The sequence below is a fragment of the Pseudomonas sp. PvP100 genome, from assembly GCF_017833055.1.
Taxonomy (GTDB): domain Bacteria; phylum Pseudomonadota; class Gammaproteobacteria; order Pseudomonadales; family Pseudomonadaceae; genus Aquipseudomonas; species Aquipseudomonas syringae.
The window spans coordinates 2,729,363-2,748,220 of the sequence record NZ_JAFIBO010000001.1 but is presented as its reverse complement, the minus strand read 5'-3'; the positions used below and the strand labels follow the sequence as shown (position 1 = coordinate 2,748,220).

Here is an 18,858-nt window from a genome sequence, read left to right as displayed (position 1 = left end):
GATTCTCATGCCGCCTTGTAGTGTGTGGAATGCTATTGAAAAAACTCTACAGTGCGCCGTACACTACTTACCATCACCGCGATGGTGAGTGGTACCTGAGCAACCACGGTCAAGAAGTCGCCTCCTTGATTGATCGGCTCTAAAGGTTTTCATGACCTTCTCTCTCCAAATCCTTTTTGACCATTCCCTGACGCCTGGGGCGATGCGGTGCTGTGTGCCGTGGTTTTTGGAGAGATAAAATCGATGCTAGAATTTCTTCGCGCTACCCGTGACACCTACGTTTTGACTGATCGCCCAGGTGACGCTCCGTCTGATGTCAATCGCAAATGGTCGATCCGTATAGGTGGACTGCATCAGGACCATCTGCGTGATGCTGTTAACAGATTGCGTCAGCAGCACCTCCCGCGCGCGGACAAACCGTCGAAAAAACGTTCCCTCAAACCAACTGCTCTGCTGGACTCCCTCGCGAAGGCACTCGGTGCGAAGAGCTATGACCATTGGCTTACGATTGAACAGCCAAAAATCATTGCCCTGCTAAACGAGCACGGAATGTCGCGTCCTGTCGATCTCATCAAATGGGCGACACCAGCCTTCACACCTCTTGCTGCTCAGCAGGTGGCCGACAGGTTGTTCAACTCGGGTATGGACATTCCTCAGCGGATGTTTACCGGCGTGGGATCACCATTGTTTGCCGCATCCAGTTACGGTCGAATCGACATCGATACGCTTGCTGGAAAATATTTCGTGAACGACAAGCAGCGGTACAACTTCTGTGAGCAGTACAGTGAACAGGTGGTGCTTCGCGCCGTACATATGAGCGAAAAAAGCGCACTGAGTTATCTCGATTTGACTGGGCGGATGCTCATGCTCAACTCCGTCAGGGAGCACGTCGACGGTATGTTCAACCTGCTGGGTAGCAATCTCATGCAGCCATCGACTGGCGAGCCAGTGATGCGGGTTTACAACACGACTGAGAGCGACCGGGAATGGGACCTTTGTCTGTTTCAACTGTTCCGTGCGGAGATCGAGAGCAGCAGCGCTGGTTGGGTCGAGGTGATACCTGTACCTGGCAACGTAAATGTTATTTTCCTGAAAGGGCAGGATGGCACCTTCGACTGGGTGATCCGTGATCAGCGCGATGAGGCACTTTCGACGAACTCTCTCCATCCTTTCTTCGTGCAGAGTGAAGTCCCGACAGCAATGGACCAAGGCAAGCTGTTAGGGCATCTGTATTACTCGACAGCAATCTGGCGCGAGCGGTTAGAGCACGACGCTGAGTCTAGGCATTACGCTAACGGTGGTACTGCGGCCAATTGGCCTGGGTACCAGGCATTGATTGAGCGTGAACTAGTAGCTGCACAGGGTTTTCAAATGCCTCGCCAGCCCTCTGGTCGCGTTCACGGCGATTTTTTCGCGCATCGTATCAATGAGCGCTGTTTGATGGTGTCGCCGCTGATAACGATTGCCGAATTCCAGGCGTTTAGCTCGCGAACCGGTTGGAGGAGCTTGCGTGCAGAAAAGGCCCATCTGGCTCACTTTGACCATTTTGATGATCTGGAGGCTCTAAACTCGTGTGACCCGGACGAGCTTCCCATAGCCCTTACATGGCTCGATGCTGTTGCGTATTGCCGTGACTTTGAGACACACAGTGGGTTGCCAGTCCGTCTTTTGACTATTGAGGAGTGGCGCCAAATCACTCCACCGCCATCGATCAACTTTCGAGCCATCAACACTGTCCGCAGTTTTAAGGTGAAATCGGGTGAGCGTCCGAATGACCCTATCTATGAGCAGATGGGGTGGGGCGTAGTTGGTAGCGATGGAGAACTGGGTACGAACTCTAGCGATGTAGAGCGTGTGGACGGTGTCATGCGATTCGGCGCCAGTCTGAACTGGGTAATCAATAGTGAAGGCCTGCCGTTTCTTTCGACGGCGGGATTTGCTGAGTGGCTTGCGGATCACCGCCATCAGCAAGCCCCCGCAGGCTGCACGGCAACCCACCAAAGTATTAGGGGGGGAGGAGTTGAACGAGCGTTATGCCCTGTTCACAGCAGCATGAGCTACAAAGGTGCCAAAGTGGGCTTTCGGTTGTGCTACGTGGCCAATGCCGATGCATAATCATCTTTGTTTTGTAAATACGGGACTGGCCAGTAATACGGATCGTCTGCCTTATATCGACGGCGGCCTTCATTCTGGAATTAAAGGGATTTTTTCATGAGCAATCAACTACAGAACTTGAACGTCGCGATGTTCATCGACGCAGATAACGCCCCAAGTAAAAAGCTTGGTAGCGTCCTGGCGGAGCTTGCATCTTATGGCGCCGTCTCTATCCGACGTGCCTACGGAAACTGGAAAAGTCCCTCCCTGGACCCGTGGGGCAAGGTCCTTCATGAGCACGCGATTCAGCCAGTGCAACAGTTTGATTTGGTCAAGGGTAAGAATGCTACGGATATGGCCATGGCCGTGGATGCAATGGACGTACTATTCAACAAGCCCGTGGATGTTTTCTGTCTCGTCTCCTCTGATTGCGATTTCACGCCTCTGGTCATGAGACTTCGAGCCGAGGGCAAACAGGTTGTTGGCTTCGGTGAGAGGAAGGCGCCGGAGCCCTTTGTAAACGCATGCTCCAGATTTTTGTATTTTGACCAATACCTGATGAGCGACGATCAGCAAGTATCAGCAACTGTGCTAGCGGGGAAAAAAGCGATTTCAGATAGCGCGGTTCAGTCCGGCGCCCTTGTCAGGAAGACTGCGAACGAGTTGAAAGGAGACACGAAGCTCTTGAATCTGCTCCGTAATGCCGTGGCGTACGCTGAGAATGAAGACGGATGGGCGCAATTGAGTGTAGTGGGGAGTCGGATAGGCAACCAGGCATCCTTCGATGCTCGAAATTACGGCTATCCACGACTCGTCGATTTGCTGGCAGCAATTGATCTTTTTGAAATGAAGCGGGTGAACAATCATCCCCAGATTCGGCATAAACGGCGGGTTGCTATCGCCGGTGGATAACTCGCATTCATAGGTCACGGATGGTACGCCTAGCCCGCAAATCCTAATGGAAGCAAAATTATCTAGATGCAGAGTAAGCGTCCGGCGAACTCACCTACCCGATCCCTGCCATGAGGGCGATGGTGTCCATTTTAATTTAAGTGCACACCATGTCCTGGCTTTCGGGTTGGGTGGATGAATTGGCAGTACGGATAGGATGGAGAGGAGTTAGAGAGGGATTCTCACCGCCACGTGAGGCCTACAGCCCGCCCGGCCGACGCATTTTTGGGCATCGTTTCAAATTTAATGCGAGCTAAAGATCTTGCAAGTGCTGCCGTTAAATCCAGGTACTGCTGAAACCCGCATCCATGGAAGGAGAGCCTCAGGCCTCATTCCGCACCGCCTTGCGATTCAATTCGCCTGGCCACGGCACTTGAGGCAATGCTATGCAACCGATTTCCGGCGATCTGGTAGTTGTAATCGATGATCAGATTCAGTCCTTGATCGAAGAGATCAACGACGCCCCCCAGCAGCATCAGCAAACTCGTTTCATCGACGAGTTCCAGAACATGATGATTGACCAGCTCATGGGGCCATTTGGACTGACCAGAGCGATGTTCGATGACCGCGATGGCGGTGCGATCACAACGTTGCAGAATTTTGAGAAAGGCATTGCCGCGAACGATGCCGATGATGCTCGCCATGCTTCCTGGAAACAAGCAAACGAAAAGAGCTTCGAACGCAAGGACTATGACGCTGCGCTGAATGCTGCGCATGACGACATGCGCAGTGCGGATGGCAAGTTCTATGATGGCTACAAAGTTGCGAGCGAAATTCCTGAGGGGCCTCGCATGGACGCTCGTGATCATGTCGTCAGCGCTAGCAGCATCGAGCGCTCGGCAAAAGGACAGCTTGGGCAAACCCGCGAAGAGCGAGTTATAACCGCCACCCTTGATGACAACGTAGTGTTGACTGCATTCAACATGAACTGCTCCAAGGGGGAGAAGGATTTGTTGGAGTGGGCTGCTTTACCTAGTAGTAAAGATCCGAGCAAAACCAACGCCGAATACTTTGAAGTGGATGAGCAGACCCTCCTCGACAAGTACAAGAAAGCAACCAAGGCAGTGGGCAGCACCCAGAACCGCGCGCTTTTTAGTAAGCAATCCGGCGAGTTTTTAGTCGAGGGTGCCAAGGCGTCGGGCAAGTTGGTGGTCAGGCAGATCCTTGGTCTGCTGCTGAAGGACCTGATCGACGGGCTAGTCCAAGATGTTCGCTATCTTGTGAGCAAAGGGCTCGCCGAGGCCAAGCCACTAATGCAACTCGTCAAGGAGCGCATCCAGGCGACCTACGAGCGGATAAAGCTGAAGTGGGCGGACTACCTGAAAGAGGGGGCGAGTGCCGGGATCAGCGGTTTTCTGTCGACATTTGTGACGTTGATCATCAACTCTTTCATCACTACCGCGAAAAATCTGGTACGGATGATTCGCGAAGCCGTACTTTCAATCGTCCGCGCAGTTAAGTTGATTATGGCGCCGTCGCCGGGCACAGAGTCTAAAGATATCGCTGTCGAGGTTGCCAAGATCCTCGCGTCTTCGATTGCGCTTTGTGTGGGTATCGCCCTGGAAGAAGTAATTCAGAAAGCACTTGAAGCTATACCGGTGCTACTGCCCTTTGCCGCGACCATTGCCCCGGTTATTACCGGAGTTGTCACTGGCGCGCTGACACTCTTCACCGTTATGGCCTTCGACCGTCTGCGGGACTCCTTTGCCTTTCAGAACAAACAACTCGCCGATGTCCACCGCGGACAAGCAGTCGGGCTTCTAAAAATCAAACAGTCAATGTTCATGCTCGACAGTGCCTATCGGCATGTCATCGTTACCACCGAAATGTTACGTGTTACCTTCGCCGAGGACTGGTTCGAAGTCCAAGCGATGAAGGCCGTGACCACCACTAAAGCCGCTGATTACCGCAAAGCGGTTGATAGCTTGGACGATCTACTGGAGCTGTTTTAATGAGTACTCACGAACTTGTCGTTAAGAAGGAAATGACACCGGCGGGTATCGCTTCCGACCTGCTTAATGTGATCAAGGACATCGAACGAAGCATCTCCGAATCGACTGATAAAACCGGAGCTATCGAACAGCGCGGCATGATAAAAAGTATGTTCGCTAGCTCAAAGACCGACCTGATCGACATTTCCAAGTCGCAGAATAAGATTAACGAGCTGATGCTTGGCTTGATTCAAGAAATCATTACGCTCAACACTATGAGCTATTCGTTTCTAGCGGCGGTGATCGGTGAGTTGGAACAGCGCGCCAAGAGCGGCTGGACCGACAGCGAAGGTCGCTTCCAAGAGCTTTCCGAAACCGGACAGCAATTCGCAGGCAAGGCACACGATATTTTCTGCAAGATCGCTGAAGGCTCCAAATCCACCCAGACCCGGATTGATCTAAACAAGCAGGACATCGACAACCTAAAAAATGACTTTATCGCTAAGGCCGAAGTCGTACAGCAGAGTCGCCAAGACATCGATAACATCAAAAGTGTCCTGACCCATAAGACCGCAGTGGTAGCCAAGCAGAGTAAGGATATCGGCCAAATCCACTCTGTTTTGGAGTCGAAAACCGAACGCCTAGCGTCTATCGACAAGCTGCTTGAGACAAAATCTGAACGCTTGTCGTCCATAGACAAGCTACTCGCTAGCAAAGCAGACCGACTGGCCTCCATCGACAAACTCTTGGAAGAAAAATCGACGGTGGACCAAAGCCAGGACATGGCCATCAAACAGATCCTCCAAGCTTTGGAGGACGGTCAGCGCCTTGATCAACAACGCGTGCTGGAAATCCACTCGCTTAGCCAAGCGCTGGAGGCTCAAACAGAGAGAACCTCAGCAGCCATCAATGTTTTGCAGGCAGGGCAGGCTAAAGCGGTGCGGGGAGTATATGCCGCCAGTACTGTTGCGGTGATTAGTGCAGGTGTCACTGGCTTACGGCTCTTGGGGGTGCTTTAGAGTTGTAGTACTGTCTATCCTTCGGCCTATGCTAAAGACGTGTGTATGAACTCTAAAGAAACGGTTTTGCAGTTCGATCTGAGCAATAAATTCGTATCTACGAAAGATTATGCGCGCGGACTGGTGGAAGCTATCAATGATCTGGCCCCCTATCTAAGTGTTGCAGAGAGAGAAAGTCTATGCTTCAGCAAGCTTGGTTTGAAGTCCGATAATGTTAGTGAACAGGCATACATACAGGCGGCGGTAGAGGTGACTGTGTGTGCGCACTTTGCTAGATTTTTCCCTAATGGATTTGTGTATGAGGAAAAGGTGAATCCGCCCAAGGATGTAGATTGTTCAGTCCGAGTTGAGGATTTTAAATACAATATAGAGGTGAAGTGCGCCGATTTTTCTAAAAAACACGAGGTTGATGATAGTGAAGGTTTCAAAATTGGCTCGTTAGGTCGTCTGGGTGATTATGATAGTATCGTGGCAGACCTAGAGGACATGTTCTCACGCGGCGGTCATACTCTGTCCCGCCAAAGGCACATGGATAATAATCTTAAAAGCTTTCTTATCTCTGCACATGAAAAATTTGCTTCCATCACTACTAAAAATGAGCTGAATATCCTCGTGGTGGGGTGTGATGACGCTATGGACATGCAGAAGTGGTACTCTTATTTGTATGGAGCCCAAGGGTTGTTTACACTCGAATCTTACTCAGATACTTCTGCCTACAACAGAGTAGATCTCGTCCTATTGACCAATCTGTATCATCGCCATAAAGACCCGAAATTAAAGGATAAGTTGAGCGGGCATTGGCGATTAAGTGAAGCATTCTGTATTTTGTGTGAAAATCCAAAATCACTTAAGCCTGATGAGACTTTCATAGAGTTTTCGAAAACGATCCGGCATCATAATAATGAGCTGCATAGCCACACTGTAGAAGGTGAAGCTCCTGATTTTATTTTGAAGGGTTTAGCTATTCCAAGTTATGTCGGCAGCGAGCTTCAAGCTAAAGGGATCTACTATTTTCACCCCCCTGAACCCGAAACTGAGATTAGCCAAGAGCAGCACTAGATCTCGTCAGGAATATAGTGATGCTAGACTGCGGAAGGCTTGGAGTGCTGCGAGCATGTGTCCGCTTATGGCCGATAGCTGTGTAGGGGCAGGAAACGAACCAAAGCGGACATCCATTTTATCGCTGAGATTTTGTTACCGGCCACAGGGCAGAGCAGCCTTCTCCTCTTCTGTCCAGCAACTCTCATAAAAGACGCAAGCTTGGCAGCAGGTTCGGCTATCGATACCCTTGATCAGACAACGGTTCTCACGACGATCCTGCACCACCTGATGCGCACAGTGATGACGCTGGTTATCGACGAAGAACGATGGTGGATTAACCGAGCGAATGCTGATCGCGGATTGCAACGTCGCATCGTCGCCGCACTGTTGCCAGCTGTGGTACCGACAATCCCCAACACGAGGCTCCAGTAATAGGAAGTGCACTACATCTCCCGTGGCAATGAGCCAGTCGTCCCCTACCGTCCCGATAGCCGTTACTGCTTTCTGCGGAAATTCATTACTCGGAAAACCGGGAAACTGTGAGATTTCGGCAGCTAAAAGCGCGCCACCCAGTTCCATCCCGCATAACTCGATCAGAGCTTCCGTGTGCTGGCGAACTTCATCCAGATGCAGCGCTAGCGTGTCGGCGCCATTCGGATCTGTTTGATAATCCAGCTCACAATGCCCTGTGCTGCGGATTACTGTGTAAACGGCACCATCCGTGCGGACGACAAATATTGCTGGATATATCAGGATGCGTGGTCTGGGAGTGAACAGAGTGCTGCCGCTTCGCTCATAGTGGACATGCACCCCCATAAACGTCCCAGATACGTCATTTAACTCCAGATACTGTGTCAATTGCGCCGGACGCAAAGGAACGGGCGGTTCCTCTGTGAGCACAGAACGATGGAGAAGCTCGAATAGCTCCTCTGCGCGCTCTCTAAATTCCGGGCGATAAAAAATCACGATATCGTCCGGCAATACGATGCCCAAGAACGTTTCATCTGGTGCTCGGAACACCGCAATCCACTCGCCACTGATGATGATGGCTCTGGGCAACGTATGTTTGTATCTGGTCTTAAGAGTTTCGAGGTACCCGTGGACTTGGCGCAGATAGGAGTCCCACTCCGAGATTATCGGCGAAGTGCCCGCGGGCTTTCCGTCTCGAATATGTTTAATCGCAGCCGCGACGAGTGCAGCCTCACTGGCGTAGGTACCGTCCCCACGAGGCGAAACCTGCGGTTTATCCCAAGCTTTGGCCTCTACCAACAAAAGGGGTTTTTGGGTCGCTTCAACAACTCCAACATAATCCATAAATTTCGTGGTATTGGCTTGTAGCCGAGCTTCCTGGAGAACATTTCCCCGGACACCGAGTTTCCAGTCAAGAAGGCTGAGCAATTCATTCACAAAAAGTAGACGCGTGTCATGCTCGTGGGGTCGACGGTCCGGATCTCGCTCTGCGTAGGGATCCAGGTTTGGCCTCTCAAGCTCTCGCTCTAATTCGCGAAGCAGGTCATTGAGTCTTGCCTTGAACCGATTCTTTTCCGCCAGACGATTCACTGGATAAATTCCGGCAAACGGTAGAGTAAACGTCTGGCGGCCGGCCATCCCGCGTTCATGAAGATTTCTAAGCAATCGATGAGCGCGTTACGCCTAGCGGGGTTCTCGAATACTTCCTTGTGGTCAGCAAGAAAAACACCGACGAGCTTGACCAGCAAGTCCACACCCAAAGTATCGTTTTGATACCCCGATCGAGTACTTGATTGCAGAATGCTTACTGCTAAGTCAAAGGCAGTACCAGCATCAACTTTGATCAACCGTTCGACAAGTTGAAGCAGGTAATAAGTGGTGTGCGGTTGCGCATACTCTCCAATCCGTCTTATGAGATCGGCATTTTCCTGTAGAAAAACATCGAGATCTTGGTGGGGATTTGAAGGATCATCCTGTGACCGATCGCTGTCGGCTCCAGTTGCAAAAAGCATTTGCATCCCCGCTGTGTCGATCAGACGAGCGCATTCTCGGACCTCCTCGCTTTCTGGCCCATCCAAATCTGCCGCCGTGAAATATCTAGCGAGCCGAGTATTCGCCGCATTCACAATATCCGAGATGAGCGCTCGCGAACGATTGCGAAGACCAAGGTATTTGTCCGGTTTATCCCCAAGCCCGGCAACAATCGCGTCGCGCAATGTGGCCATAATCTTGTTCGCGGATGCAGAGTGCCTCCAAGGCTCGCCTAGCCAATGGTCGATAACCCGCTTGGCCTCTGCCGACTCGTAGGTGATCCAAAGGATCGTAAGTTTATCTGCGACAGCTTCTTGCAGGCGGCTTTCTCGCTCTGACCCAGGCACCTCACGCTGTGACAGCATCTGCAACAGCGCTAGGGTACGTCCTTGATCGGAATATATTAGGCGCGAGACCACATCGCCTAGAACGTGCTCGATGACGGTTAGGTTGGTTTCATTCCTGAGTCGCTCTTCCAAGAGATGCCAGAAGCGCTCACGATCAATATCCCAGATTCTGATCAAGCGAATCGCTCCGCTCAAACGGACGGCGGGATGAGGATCGGCCAGCAACTGTTCCGCCTGTGTAGCCAACTTGGGGTAAAGGTCCGGTCTTTGAAGGAAGAGATCCCAGTAAGACTGGGCAGCTTCAACTCGCGCTGCGGGGCTCCCCCACGCAGCAGACTTTTCGAATTGAACCTCAACGTCCTCATCCATTTCTGGGTTTTCGGATTTTGCAGCAGTTTCCAAAAATGTTGTAAACGACGAATCTTGCAAAGCAGTCGGGGGCGAAGACGTCGATGCCAATAGTTTCCGAGATACTATCGCCTCGCAACCTTGACCAATAACCCCCTCAGCGTAACGCCTCAGACCGACGTGCACTTTATTGACAGCCAATCGGGCTTGTATGGAATTCAGAGCTGCCAGCAACTCGTCTAAGGAGGCATCCGTGGCAGGAGGGGATTTTGCTTGCGGCTCAAGTAGTTTTTCGGCGCTTTTTATCGCCTCAATAGCCAAGGAATTTTCAGGTAGGTTTTTGTCTAAATCTCTGAACCAAAAAAAATCCTCCGTATCTCTCCAACCGGTCTGAACAGAGAATAGTCTTTCGTTCGTCTCGGCCACATCCTGTAGAGAGGCATCCAGGATTCGTCGAGCTGCCTCGGTCACCAAGTTTTCTCGGCCGATGGCGCCAAAGAAACGCTCTAGGAAGTTTTGACGAGCTTCGGCATATTTGAACTTCGAAAAATCAAATTGAAGAACTCGTTCTTCTAATTTTTGACGATCTAGTATGGGCTGTACAGCGAACCCCTTAGCGACAAGATCAATCGCATCTTTACGAGTGTCTGGGAGGACCAAGAAAGGCTCTGCCGACGCGATCTGCCATAGCAGGTCTACCAAACTATCAGAGCGCTCAACGGCACACAGGAACATTCGAGACCAAAAGATCGCCAAAGAGGCTTCTGTACGCAGGACTTCGATTACCGCCACAGCTTCGGCTTCGGATGCGGTTATGAGGTACTCGCGCAACTTGCCCACTAACCGGCCTGCGTCACGCTCATGCGGACTATTAGGATCGTGCGCCCAGATGTAGCTTCGGTCCTCTCGCAAATGGACTGTTCCATCTGGGAATTCTAGCTGTACTATTACGGCGTTGTCGGCGATTGGGTGTTCGCGTGCGACGTATCCCTCGACCGCTTTAATGACTGCCCTGGCAGCAGCTTTCGGATGCAGTTGCAAGAACTTTGGTAAATACTCACCCAGCGACCAGCGCGCCATCCCGTAGTCTTGGCGAGCATTGGAAGTCAGATTGAGGATTTGACTGTGGCTTATTGTGGTCTGCTGATCGCCTGTGACTTGATAATCAAACACAACTGGATAAACAACGGTGCTAACAAATTCAGGATCTACCTCGCCTACAGCTTGGATTTTATAGCAAACCGCTGGCACTTCTTCATGGCCAAACCGATCTAGCCGGTCACGAGTAAAAAGCTGTGCCAGCAACTCCTTTGAAGCGACGACATCGCTGCTGTATGTAGTAATGACGAAATCGATGGCCGTCCTGACCATGAAGCCGGGTTCAGGCTGAGTTAACGCGAACCTAAGTAACGAGCGTGCAGCTCGGCCAATCATCGGTTTGGACTCATCCGCCGTTCTTCCGATAAGATTGTGAAGAAGAAAGCGAAATGTGTTCGCGACACTGCCTGGCGAGCTAGCCAAGCAATCCGCAAGGTGTACCCACGGCTCCAAAGGTACGTCTTTCTGGTCCTCTAGCTGAACAGCCAAGGCGCCGGTGACATGCGACAGCGTATCCTGCGCCGGCTTGTCCCCCGATATGGCCAGTTTTCCGAGCTGCAAGCAATCTTCTTTCTTACTTGGAAATTCGGCACCTAATCGGCCAGCTGTGCTGCGGATGATCGGGTCGCCTTGCTCGTCATTGATAAGCGCATTCAATGACGCCCAGAAAGGCTTACGATTCTCCTGTGACTCCCAGATCTCGCGCAGAACAAATCCTAGAGCCGGCGACAACATCAAGCCCAGCGCATCCGACTTTTGAAAACGATGAATGCCCCTGCTTATCGCATCCGGGTCCAAAAAAAGCTTCGCCGCCGCATAGTCGAATAAGAGATGATGACGAAATTGCATCCATCTTTTGTTATCAACAATAACGATCACTCCTTGTTGACAGAGAGTATCGATCATCGCTGGATTTTCAGCTGCGACTTCTGTGAGCGGAGCACGAAGCGCACGGGCCTCAACCATCCGTTTAACCATGCGGTTAAGGCAAATTTTTGCTGGCGAGCCGTGACCTTCTACACGGTGGTCCCAGTAAAGGCCCAACAGATCAGCTTGGGACGAGATCGTATCTAGATTTTTGACGGCGTTCGCTGAGATCAGCTCACCTAGCAATCGGGTGTTGAATGGCACCATTGCCAATTCACGCAAACGTGCTGGGGACTTATCGAGGCACGTGGCCAGTGTTGGGGACTGCTGGAGAAGTTGCTGAAACTCTGATTCTGACCAGGGCGGTACTTCAATGTGTGCAACATTTGGGAAGGCCGAGTCCGCAAGCGGCGCATGTGGCGGTGTTCCATTGAACAGAGAACGGAGTTGCTGGCCCATACGCAGGTCAAAAGTTCGAATTGACGCCACAATATTCCAGCGCCCCTTCCGCTCAATCACCCGCTCAATAAGCGCTCTAAACACGCTCTCACCACGGCCGCCCCTTGTAGCGTCCAATGCATCAATAATCAGACAGGCCGGGCCGGTCCCCTCCCAGGCCTCGATAACATCAAGAAGTGGATGCGCCAGTCCGAGTTCGCGAGTCAGCCCTTCAAGGCTTTCAATTGAATAACGATCCACTGCAAGCTGGAGAACATCCACCCCGTCATCGAACAGTTTCTTCGCAAGCGCGTTGAGGACTCCGCTCTTACCAGCTCCCGGCTCACCAATAATGAGCAGTGGTCCGTTGAGAACTGCGGCCTCAACCTCGACTTGGCATTCACGGCGGACAGAAAGCGGATTGCCATTGCCCATATCGATTCTTTCATAGCTGGTGAGGGCACTGGCGATCGCCTTAGAATGTCTCTGAAGAGCTTCGATATCACTGCGATACTCGGGGGGGGCGCTGAGCGCAATCCCTCGGGCAGCAAGGAGCGTTCGCCAAGCACGCAAGTCTCCTCCACCACGCTGCTTCATTAACTGGCCGCTGATATCGGTCAAAGCAGTGAACACGGCTACGACATCTACATTTTGACCCAAAGCTTTAAAAATAGACCCGCTCGCCAATGCATGACCTGCATCGCCATCGAAGGTGAACACAGCGATCAACTCTGCTAACTGTTGCGTAAGATGTCTGTCATATTCACTTCTGGTAATGCTCGTCCAACTTTGTTCGACCAAGCTTGAGAACACCTGATAGGCGTGCTGTTGAGCTTTCGTCAACGCGCCTGCTCCGGGCTGTGCGACGAGGCGCAGCGCGGTCGGTAAATCGAGTTTGATCTGATTGGACGCTTGAGGCCCCACGGCCAGCACCAATCGGTCGCGAACAGGATCAAGAGGTCTATTCCAGCCCATTGAAGCGTCGCCTTGCTGAGCAGCAAACCAATGGCGAACGAACTGAGAGACTGTCTTGCCGAACGGAGAGCCCAGGTCTTCACTAAGACTCGCACTTGTCTTAGCTTGGACAGCCACATACCCCCCGTCGCTGGTTTTTATCAAGATATCATCGACCGGCGCTTCGGTTTCGAAGCGTATCCACTCAGCGGATGCCGCTCCTAGGCGGAAGGTGTCATTCAGTCTTTCGCCCGACAGAATCCAAGACGAGAAGAGCGCTCCCAACTGTTGTTCGAAACGAATGCCGGCGCTGGTCGCAGCGCCACCACCACCTATCCGGTCACTGAAGGAGGGGGATTGCGGTGTCTGGGTCAAAGGGCATTTCCGTTCTAAATCTATGGATTGAACATTGATAGCTGGCTTCGACCCTATTAGCAACCTGTCCGGGCACATACTCACAATTCCTGACTGGAGACGTTGGCATGTATCAAGCCTTCGCTACTAATCACTTCTGTCCGCGATAAGCATGACTGCGCACCTCAACCATTCTTTAGCGTCCACTTCTGGCCCAGAGTGTGTGAAAACGCCTCCGCAAGAGCCCAAATCTTCTGAAGTCAATACGGTGCGGCTGGAAGAGAAAATCGCCAAGCTAAAAGTGCAAATGAAGGAGCTTCAAGCGATTGAAACGGCTCAACGACTCACCGGATAAACAGGTCTGACCGATCCAGACGCGCGTTCAATGATGACGCGTGGTACAGGAGTCGTTGGCTACAACGTGCAAACAGCAGTTGATGCTCAGCACCATTTGATCGTTGCTCATGAGGTGACCAATGTCGGTTCCGACCGTGATCAGCTCAGCTCAATGGCCAAGCAGGCGCGCGAGGCCATGGCATCGGATTCGCTTTCGGTGGTGGCTGACCGAGGCTATTTCAAAGGTGAGGAAATCCTGGCTTGTCACAACGCGGAGATCACGGCGTATGCGCCCAAGCCATACGCTGTCTCATTCGGCATTTATAAAAAATTGCGCCTTGGCCAGGATCAGTGGTCACCGTGGGTCACTTCGGCGTAGCCGGTCCCAAACTTAATGGACTGGCCTTTCAGATCCACATAAACATGGAGTAGGGCAGTGGACTGCATACGGGTCGGGATACCGGAGGCTAAGAGGCGGCGACCGTGAAGGGTCATTTCAGGTGAGCAAGGGGCCGCGAATGCCTGTCATCATCGACGCCGCGCTTAGGGAGCGTCAGTCTCCTTTTGACGCTATGACCGGTTGCTACCTTTCCTGACGGGCTGCTATCGACCGATTCTGTTGAAAAAGTCGATCCTTAGGCTGCGCATGTAATGAGTGCTGAAAATGCTTTTTTTTGCGCGCATCTACGCGAAATCTGAATCCGGAACCCTCTGCCCAAAGCAAAGATTTCAAGCTCAGACCCGTACTTTTATAACGTGGAAACCATGGCCGACTGTTTTCAACAGAATAGACCCAACGCAGCTGGTGATCTGCTCAAATTGGTCACCATATAAACAAGCATCACTGACTCTCCTCCGCCGCCGCCTCCTTCCCAGCCCCCTCATTAATCAGCACCATGCTCTGCGGCGCAGACAGCGCTACACCCAATTCCCTCAGACGTCCCAAGACCGTAAACAACAGATCACTCCGTGCGCCACCCACCGAGCGTGGGCTGTTCACGTAGCCGCTGGCGCTGATGATCAACCCCGTATTGGTAAGGTCCTTGAACGTGACTGAAGGCGCTGGCGCATCGAGTATCGCTTCGTGTTCGGTGAAGGCCTGCAACAGCAGTTCGCGTATTTGCAGGACGTCTGTTTCCAGGGGCAGGGTAAGGGTGATTCCGACCACGCCCAGCGCATTGCCCATGGTGACGTTACGCACGTTCTGCGTGATGAACTGCGAGTTCGGCACGATCACTGTCGAGCGGTCGCCCATCTGGATTTCGGTCGCGCGGACGTTGATCCGGCGAATATCGCCTTCGACCCCCGCCAGGCTCACCCAGTCGCCGACTTTGACCGGACGCTCGGTCAGCAGAATCAGGCCGGAGATGAAGTTCTGCACAATGGCTTGCAGACCGAAACCTATCCCCACCGACAGCGCACTGACCACCCAGGTCAGATTGGTGAGGCTGATATTGAGTGTGGACATCACCACGGCCACCACCAGCACAAAGCCGATGTATCCGATCAGAGTCACCAGCGAAGCCTGCATGCCCGCGTCCATGTTGGTTTCGGGCAGCAGGCGTTCTCCAAACCATTCCTTGAGTACACGCACACTCAGCAGGCCGACGACCAGGCAGACCAATGCCACCAGAATGTCGCTGGGGACGATGTTCAGGTTACCCATGGATTTGGACGTGACATCCAGCTGAGTAAAGCTGGCGAGCAGGTCGCCCGGGCTCGATCCTGAGGGCAGGAACGCCAGCAGGACAGCGGTGAGCAGCAGTAAGGTGCGGCCTATGCCGGCCAGCACGGTACTTGCCTGCGCCTGATGGCGAGTAGACAAGCCCAGCGCTGAGCCCAGCGCCAGGCCGCCAGGTTGTTTGGGCGACAGGAGGGTTTCGCAGATGTCACCGAAGCAGGCGATCAGCAGGTATGCCGTGGACGCTACTACGCTGACCCAGAGCAGTTTCACTGCCAGAAAGTAAGCCAGCGTCAGGTAGCCGCTCAACAACGCCAGCAAACTCAGGCCGACCCACACCGCGACGATAAACGGAATCAGCCCGGCGAAGCCTGCCGGGCGCTCCAGCTCAAAGCGGCGGCGGGTACGGCGGTAGCGCAACAGGGCGTAGAAGAACACCAGCGAAACCGCCAGTGCCGTCAGGCCATTGACCGCAACCGTCAGGGCCAGGCTGCTGGCAATCACACTGTTGATTCGCTCCTGCGTGCCGATGACCATCAGTGCCAGCGCCAGGGCAGGGGGGAAGCGGCCCAGTGCGGTGGCGATCTGGTCAGGAATTTGCGGCAGGCGCCACGAGGCGTGTGCCAGCATCAACAGCGCACGGCCCAGACCGACGATGAAGGCGCAGAAGGTAATCAGCGTCTGCACCTGATCGAGCAGATTGACTACGTCATTGCTGAGCACCGCGTTGTGGACGATTCCCCAGCGCAGCAAGGAAGTGGCAATGGTGATGGTAAGAATGGTCGACAGCCCGACAGCCAGGGCCAGAGCACTGCGGCGCAGGCGGCCTTCGGGCAGCCAGCGAATCATCGCCCAGATCAGCAGGCGCTCCAGCAGGCGCCGGACAACCACCCAGATGAACAATGCGCCCAGCACCACGCTGATGAATTGCACACGGTTGTCCGGTGCCATCGCGTTATTGAGCACCTGGCGCACGTCCACCAGAAGCCTGTTCAGGCGTCCCAGGTCGTCATCGGTCGGGCGAATCAGCGTGGACCAGAATGCCGAACTGAGCGGGCTCGCCGTGCGCGTGCTGATCTGTGAATCGAAGAGGCTGCGGCGCAGGTTGAATATCTGCGTGGCCAGATCCCGGGCTGACTGGCTTAGCTCATTGGTCTGACGTTCATCATTGACCAGCGCGTTTTTCTGCGCGGTCAACGTCTTGCGCTGACTGGTCAGGCTTTGCGCTTCGTCCGGTTGCACCGGCCCGAGAATGTTGAGCTGATCATTCAGGTGTTCAATGTCGACAGCTTGCTGCGCAACCAGATTGTCGGCTTGTTTCTGAACCTGCAAAGCCGCCTGACGCAGGCTTGAAAGCAGGTCATCGTTGGCGCTGCCCGTCACTTTCTGACGGATCTGATCGAGCTGTTGGTTCAGATCATCCAGGCTTGGGACAACCACGGCAGGCGCTGCGCTGCTGGCACTATCGGCCTGGGGCGCGGGGGCATTCTGGGCCAGGGCCGGCAAGGTCACGCACAGCAAGAGCAAGGCGAGCAACCCGGTACGAAAACGGTTCAGCGAAGCGTGCTGCATTCTTTTTCCTTCTTTCTATGCGCGATGCGGCCTGGCAAGGCCTGTGGTTCGAGCCTGGGTCTTGTACGTTTTTGAGCAGCATTCACTGGCCGCCCGAGATCGGCGCACAGGATATCAAGGCGCTCACGTTTGAGCGCTGTCAATGCGGGCGAACCCACGCCTGAAGGCTGCATTTTCAGCCCAATCCTGTCCGGTTGCTAGGCTTGCTGATCAGCCGAGCCAAATACTTTTTACCTAACAAATGTTAGGTAGGCGTTGACTCGGTGCAAAAGTACCGCTACGGTATGGCTACCTAACGATAGTTAGGTAGGTTTTCTACCCTACCTCACAGGCCCGACCATGACCTCTAAATTGCGACTTTTCACCTCTCCTTCGGCTTTTCCGAATCCTCAACGCCTGCGTTTGTTCATCCACGAAAAAGGCATTGCTGATCAGTTCGAAGAAACCATTTATGACATGACGCCGGGCGGAGAGCAGCGTGGCTGGCGTCACCTGAACATGAACCCGTGGGGTGAAACACCGACCCTGGAACTGGCAGACGGCAGCTTCATTTCCGAGACAGCCGCTATCGCTCGCTATCTGGATCAGGCTTATCCGGGCCGCAAGATCATGGGCGAGGGCGCTCTGGAGCAGGGCCTCGACAACATGTGGGATAACCGCATCTGGGTGCATATCCTCTATCGGATCGTTACGGCCTTTCACGTGCTGCACACCGGCCTCGGTTTCAAGCTTGAACTGACCAAGAACGAAGCATGGGGCGAGCACTGCCGCAAAGAGGCGCTGAGCCATGCGGCATTGGTCAATCGTCATCTGTCCGATGGTCGCGAGTGGCTGCTGGGCGGCGATGCGCCAACGTTCGCGGACATCACGCTTGCAACCGCCATTGCCTTCTCCAAGTTCCCGGTCAACGCCACGCCACTGGATGAGCGTTTCGAGTTCCTGGACCTGTACTGGCAGCGCTGGCAGAAGCGTCCGGCTTTCCAGGCGGCCTATGCTGATCGCAGCAGCGGTATTCCTGAGCTGGACTCGCCTGCCGAATGATTGAGCTGTTGCACGCCCACCTTATCGCCGGGAACGTCAAGCAGGATGTTCCCGGCGATAGCCGTTGCAGCTTGGGAGAAACCGACGATGGCCGTTCAGCAGCCATGCGCTACACCGTCTTTCTACCTAACAAAAGGCAGGTTTTTGAATTAGCATGTGTCGGTCTCCAAAAACGCGTCCGAAGTACAAGGCATTACGATGACCATCAACGCCCGTGAGGCGATCCTGCTTGCTGCGAGAAACATTGCCCAGTCGCAGGGCTACAACGGCCTGAACTTTCGCGATCTGGCCGCCCAGGTCGGAATTAAGCCGGCCAGTATTTACTACCACTTCCCCAGCAAGGCTGATCTGGGTGTCGCGGTTGCCAGGCGATACTGGCAGGACGGTGCCGCTGCACTCGAGACGATCTGCGAAGAAACCCCCGATCCCGGCGAAGCGTTACAGCGTTTCCCGGAAATTTTCCGGCGTTCGCTGGAGGTTGAAAACCGCCTTTGTCTGGGCACTTTCGTCGGCGCTGAAACCGACAACCTGCCGCCGGAGATGACTGAGGAAATGCAGCTGTTTGCCCAGGTCAACATTGCCTGGCTGAGCAAGCTTCTGGTGGCCGCGAACATTTGCACGCCCTCGGACAGCGAGGTGCGGGCGCAGGCCATTTTTTCCGCTGTGGCGGGCGCTCAACTGGTTGCCAGAAGCAGGTCGGACATTTCCCTGTTTGACACGTTGATCGACACCTATCGTGCCTGTGGGCCGCTTCCGGCCTAAATGCCCGCCGCTCTGCGTCCATC

At 53.6% G+C, this 18,858-nt stretch carries 10 protein-coding genes and 1 pseudogene; 8 read left to right on the top strand and 3 right to left on the bottom strand.

The annotated features are described in order from the left end of the window. Positions 1-243 precede the first annotated feature (243 nt). The 5 genes from JOE39_RS11575 to JOE39_RS11555 all read left to right on the top strand — a co-directional run bounded on the left by JOE39_RS11575 (position 244) and on the right by JOE39_RS11555 (position 7,054). Positions 244-2,115 carry a hypothetical protein gene (locus JOE39_RS11575; protein ID WP_004404381.1) on the top strand — a complete coding sequence of 624 codons (1,872 nt, stop codon included), beginning with the start codon at positions 244-246 and terminating at the stop codon, positions 2,113-2,115. Between the two features lie 96 nt (positions 2,116-2,211). Further along, positions 2,212-3,006: an NYN domain-containing protein gene (locus JOE39_RS11570; RefSeq protein WP_003347561.1), complete on the top strand. Its 795-nt coding sequence runs from the start codon at positions 2,212-2,214 to the stop codon at positions 3,004-3,006. 425 nt (positions 3,007-3,431) lie between these two features. Further along, positions 3,432-4,997 (top strand): hypothetical protein, encoded by a 1,566-nt coding sequence (locus JOE39_RS11565; RefSeq protein ID WP_232924205.1) that lies wholly within the window; start codon positions 3,432-3,434, stop codon positions 4,995-4,997. Next, positions 4,997-5,995, top strand: a complete 999-nt coding sequence (locus JOE39_RS11560) for a hypothetical protein (RefSeq protein WP_057445932.1) — start codon at positions 4,997-4,999, stop codon at positions 5,993-5,995. Before JOE39_RS11565 ends, JOE39_RS11560 begins: the two co-directional genes overlap by 1 nt. Positions 5,996-6,040: 45 nt before the next feature. Next, a complete protein-coding gene (locus JOE39_RS11555) occupies positions 6,041-7,054 on the top strand; it encodes a hypothetical protein (protein WP_004404365.1) in 1,014 nt (337 codons plus the stop codon). Between the two features lie 135 nt (positions 7,055-7,189). Here the strand turns inward: JOE39_RS11555 and JOE39_RS11550 are convergent, their stop codons facing one another. Together JOE39_RS11550 and JOE39_RS11545 are read right to left on the bottom strand one after the other, a co-directional pair. Next, a complete protein-coding gene (locus JOE39_RS11550) occupies positions 7,190-8,644 on the bottom strand; it encodes a hypothetical protein (RefSeq protein ID WP_057445933.1) in 1,455 nt (484 codons plus the stop codon). Continuing rightward, the gene (locus tag JOE39_RS11545; RefSeq protein ID WP_210077356.1) at positions 8,593-13,464 is read right to left on the bottom strand and encodes a hypothetical protein; all 4,872 of its coding nucleotides are present in this window, start codon (positions 13,462-13,464) and stop codon (positions 8,593-8,595) included. Before JOE39_RS11545 ends, JOE39_RS11550 begins: the two co-directional genes overlap by 52 nt. 217 nt (positions 13,465-13,681) lie before the next feature. On the opposite strand from JOE39_RS11545, the pseudogene JOE39_RS11540 reads away from it, so the two are divergent. Continuing rightward, a pseudogene (locus tag JOE39_RS11540) lies at positions 13,682-14,077 on the top strand (transposase); the annotation flags it as partial. A gap of 543 nt (positions 14,078-14,620) precedes the next feature. Here the strand turns inward: JOE39_RS11540 and JOE39_RS11535 are convergent. Continuing rightward, positions 14,621-17,032 (bottom strand): DUF3772 domain-containing protein, encoded by a 2,412-nt coding sequence (locus tag JOE39_RS11535; RefSeq protein WP_057445935.1) that lies wholly within the window; start codon positions 17,030-17,032, stop codon positions 14,621-14,623. A gap of 339 nt (positions 17,033-17,371) precedes the next feature. Between JOE39_RS11535 and JOE39_RS11530 the strand changes: the two genes are divergently transcribed. Further along, positions 17,372-18,073, top strand: a complete 702-nt coding sequence (locus JOE39_RS11530) for a glutathione S-transferase N-terminal domain-containing protein (protein ID WP_004404359.1) — start codon at positions 17,372-17,374, stop codon at positions 18,071-18,073. A 198-nt stretch (positions 18,074-18,271) separates the two neighbouring features. After that, positions 18,272-18,835 carry a TetR/AcrR family transcriptional regulator gene (locus tag JOE39_RS11525; RefSeq protein WP_004404356.1) on the top strand — a complete coding sequence of 188 codons (564 nt, stop codon included), beginning with the start codon at positions 18,272-18,274 and terminating at the stop codon, positions 18,833-18,835. The last annotated feature ends 23 nt before the right edge of the window (positions 18,836-18,858 follow it).

Excerpts from the sequence above, each read along its gene's own strand:
- JOE39_RS11575 (WP_004404381.1), top strand. The coding sequence starts at position 244 with ATGCTAGAATTTCTTCGCGCTACCCGTGACACCTACGTTTTGACTGAT.
- JOE39_RS11570 (WP_003347561.1), top strand. The coding sequence starts at position 2,212 with ATGAGCAATCAACTACAGAACTTGAACGTCGCGATGTTCATCGACGCA.
- JOE39_RS11565 (WP_232924205.1), top strand. The coding sequence starts at position 3,432 with ATGCAACCGATTTCCGGCGATCTGGTAGTTGTAATCGATGATCAGATT.
- JOE39_RS11560 (WP_057445932.1), top strand. The coding sequence starts at position 4,997 with ATGAGTACTCACGAACTTGTCGTTAAGAAGGAAATGACACCGGCGGGT.
- JOE39_RS11555 (WP_004404365.1), top strand. The coding sequence starts at position 6,041 with ATGAACTCTAAAGAAACGGTTTTGCAGTTCGATCTGAGCAATAAATTC.
- JOE39_RS11550 (WP_057445933.1), bottom strand. The coding sequence starts at position 8,644 with ATGGCCGGCCGCCAGACGTTTACTCTACCGTTTGCCGGAATTTATCCA.
- JOE39_RS11535 (WP_057445935.1), bottom strand. The coding sequence starts at position 17,032 with ATGCAGCACGCTTCGCTGAACCGTTTTCGTACCGGGTTGCTCGCCTTG.
- JOE39_RS11530 (WP_004404359.1), top strand. The coding sequence starts at position 17,372 with ATGACCTCTAAATTGCGACTTTTCACCTCTCCTTCGGCTTTTCCGAAT.
- JOE39_RS11525 (WP_004404356.1), top strand. The coding sequence starts at position 18,272 with ATGACCATCAACGCCCGTGAGGCGATCCTGCTTGCTGCGAGAAACATT.